Source organism: Sphingomonas paucimobilis NBRC 13935, from assembly GCF_000739895.2.
GTDB lineage: Bacteria > Pseudomonadota > Alphaproteobacteria > Sphingomonadales > Sphingomonadaceae > Sphingomonas > Sphingomonas paucimobilis.
The window spans coordinates 2501-5720 of record NZ_BBJS01000072.1 but is presented as its reverse complement, the minus strand read 5'-3'; the positions used below and the strand labels follow the sequence as shown (position 1 = coordinate 5720).

Genomic DNA, 3220 nt, shown 5'->3' with positions numbered 1-3220 from the left:
GGAAAAAGGCATAAAAAAGCCGTCTCGGGAGATCCTGAGACGGTTTGGTTGTTGTTGAGTTGGTTGCGGGGGCAGGATTTGAACCTGCGGCCTTCAGGTTATGAGCCTGACGAGCTACCGGGCTGCTCCACCCCGCGACACTGGGTATAGGGGCAAGGACAAGTGAATGGGTTTTTGTATTTTCGCAGACTGTAATGCCTGGCGACGCCCTACTCTTCCACTGCTTGAGCAGTAGTACCATTGGCGCAGTCGGGTTTCACGGCCGAGTTCGGGATGGGATCGGGTGGGACACCGACGCTATGGCCACCAGGCAATAGAGTCTGCGAGAATACGTGCCCCCGCTTGTGGGCGGGGGTTTGGGTTTAAAATCGATGCGTGCACTGGCTGGATTTGCTGACCAGACCCTTTTGCCATCTAGCCCAGGGCTGATGGTGGGGGTGTGGAGCTCTCAAGCGCGAATAGGACAATTAGTATCGGTTAGCTCCATGCGTTACCGCACTTCCACATCCGATCTATCAAGGTCGTGGTCTTCGACCGTCCTGAGAAATCTTATCTTGAGGGAGGCTTCCCGCTTAGATGCTTTCAGCGGTTATCCCGTCCGTACATAGCTACCCTGCTGCGCCGTTGGCACGACGACAGGTACACCAGAGGTACGTTCAACCCGGTCCTCTCGTACTAGGGTCAACTCCTCTCAAATTTCGACGCCCACGGCAGATAGGGACCAAACTGTCTCGCGACGTTCTGAACCCAGCTCACGTACCACTTTAATTGGCGAACAGCCAAACCCTTGGGACCTGCTCCAGCCCCAGGATGTGATGAGCCGACATCGAGGTGCCAAACAACCCCGTCGATATGAGCTCTTGGGGGTTATCAGCCTGTTATCCCCGGCGTACCTTTTATCCGTTGAGCGATGGCCCTTCCACGAGGGACCACCGGATCACTATGACCGACTTTCGTCTCTGCTCGACTTGTCAGTCTCGCAGTCAGGCTGGCTTATGCCATTGCACTCTAACAGACGGTTTCCAACCGTCCTGAGCCAACCTTCGCGCGCCTCCGTTACTCTTTAGGAGGCGACCGCCCCAGTCAAACTACCCGCCACAGAGGGTCCCTGTACCGGTTTCACGGTACGAGGTTAGACATTAAACAACAACAGGGTGGTATTTCACCTATGGCTCCACATCGGCTGGCGCCAATGCTTCAAAGCCTCCCACCTATGCTACACAGTTCTTGTCCAATGCCACTCTGAAGCTGCAGTAAAGGTGCACGGGGTCTTTCCGTCTAACCGCGGGTACTCCGCATCTTCACGGAGAATTCAATTTCGCTGAGCATGTCCTGGAGACAGTGGGGAAGTCGTTACGCCATTCGTGCAGGTCGGAACTTACCCGACAAGGAATTTCGCTACCTTAGGACCGTTATAGTTACGGCCGCCGTTTACCTGGGCTTCATTTCAGAGCTTGCACTCCTCCACTTAACCTTCAGGCACCGGGCAGGCGTCAGGCCCTATACGTCGTCTTGAAGCCGACTTAGCAGAGCCCTGTGTTTTTGCTAAACAGTCGCTACCCCCTGGCCTGTGCCCCCCATGAGAGCTTGCGCTTACATGGGGCCTCCTTCTTCCGAAGGTACGGAGGCAATTTGCCGAGTTCCTTCAGGACACTTCTCTCAAGCGCCTTGGTATACTCTACCTGACCACCTGTGTCGGTTTCGGGTACGGTCTATACGGTGGGGCTATTTCCCGGGACCTCTTCGAGGCACGTCCAATCCGATAAGGACGTACAACACACGAGATCCGTCACACACCACCAGGCCCACGAATATTAACGTGGTTCCCATCGACTACCCCCTTCGGGCTCGTCTTAGGGGCCGGCTCACCCTGCGCGGATTAGCCTTGCGCAGGAACCCTTGGTCTTTCGGCGAGAGGGCATCTCACCCTCTTTATCGCTACTCATGTCTGCATTCGCACTTCCGATACCTCCACGACCCATTACCAGATCGCTTCGCAGGCTTACGGAACGCTCCGCTACCGCGTGATCAAAGATCACACCCTAAGCTTCGGTGCGTGTCTTGAGCCCCGTTACATCTTCGCCGCAGAAACCCTTGTTTAGACCAGTGAGCTGTTACGCTTTCTTTAAAGGATGGCTGCTTCTAAGCCAACCTCCTGGTTGTTTTGGGATTTCCACATGCTTTCCCACTTAGACACGACTTGGGGACCTTAGCTGTAGGTCAGGGCTGTTTCCCTTTTGACGACGGACCTTAGCACCCGCCGTCTGTCTCCCGAGTATCACTCATAGGTATTCGGAGTTTGGTTAGTATTGGTAGATCTCGCGACCCCCGCAACCATCCAGTGCTCTACCCCCTATGGTGTCCGCTCGAGGCACTACCTCAATAGTTTTCGCGGAGAACCAGCTATTTCCCGGCTTGATTGGCCTTTCACCCCTAAGCACAACTCATCCGGTAACTTTTCAACGTTAATCGGTTCGGACCTCCAGTGCGTGTTACCGCACCTTCATCCTGGTCATGCATAGATCGCCGGGTTTCGGGTCTAATACTTCAAACTAAGTCGCCCTATTCAGACTCGCTTTCGCTGCGCCTACACCTATCGGCTTAAGCTTGCTTGAAACATTAAGTCACAGACCCATTATGCAAGAGGTACGCAGTCACCCCATAAAGAGGCTCCTACTGCTTGTAGGCAATCCGTTTCAGGTACTGTTTCACTCCCCTCATCGGGGTGCTTTTCACCTTTCCCTCACGGTACTAGTTCGCTATCGGTCATGTACGAGTATTTAGGCTTGGAGGGTGGTCCCCCCATGTTCAGACAGGATTACACGTGTCCCGCCCTACTCGAGTCCCATCACATCAGTTTCGCATACGGGGCTGTCACCCGCTATGGCCACACTTTCCAGAGTGTTCTGCTACTTGAATGATGGGCACTGGCCTGGTCCGCGTTCGCTCGCCACTACTAACGGAATCTCGGTTGATGTCTTTTCCTCCGGCTACTGAGATGTTTCAGTTCACCGGGTTCGCTTCTCGAAACCTATGGATTCAGTCTCAAGATACCTGAACCGCCTAACTACCTGCGCCCCACGGTGACACGCTTCGCAGCGTGCCACCGAGTGGCTCAGCTAATTAAACGGATAGGTGGGTTTCCCCATTCGGAAATCGTCGGGTCAAAGGTTGCTCACACCTCACCGACGCTTATCGCAGCGTGCCACGTCCTTCATCG

Annotated in this window: 1 tRNA gene and 2 rRNA genes (1 of these 3 only partly in view); all 3 read right to left on the bottom strand. The window is 54.6% G+C overall.

The window, feature by feature from the left end:
• Nucleotides 1-60: 60 nt before the first annotated feature.
• Nucleotides 61-137 (bottom strand) — tRNA-Met (locus SP6_RS19810).
• Nucleotides 138-196: 59 nt separating this feature from the next.
• Nucleotides 197-311 (bottom strand): 5S ribosomal RNA (gene rrf, locus SP6_RS19805).
• Between the two features lie 136 nt (nt 312-447).
• Nucleotides 448-3220: ribosomal RNA gene (locus SP6_RS19800) — 23S ribosomal RNA — on the bottom strand (it continues 46 nt past the right edge of the window).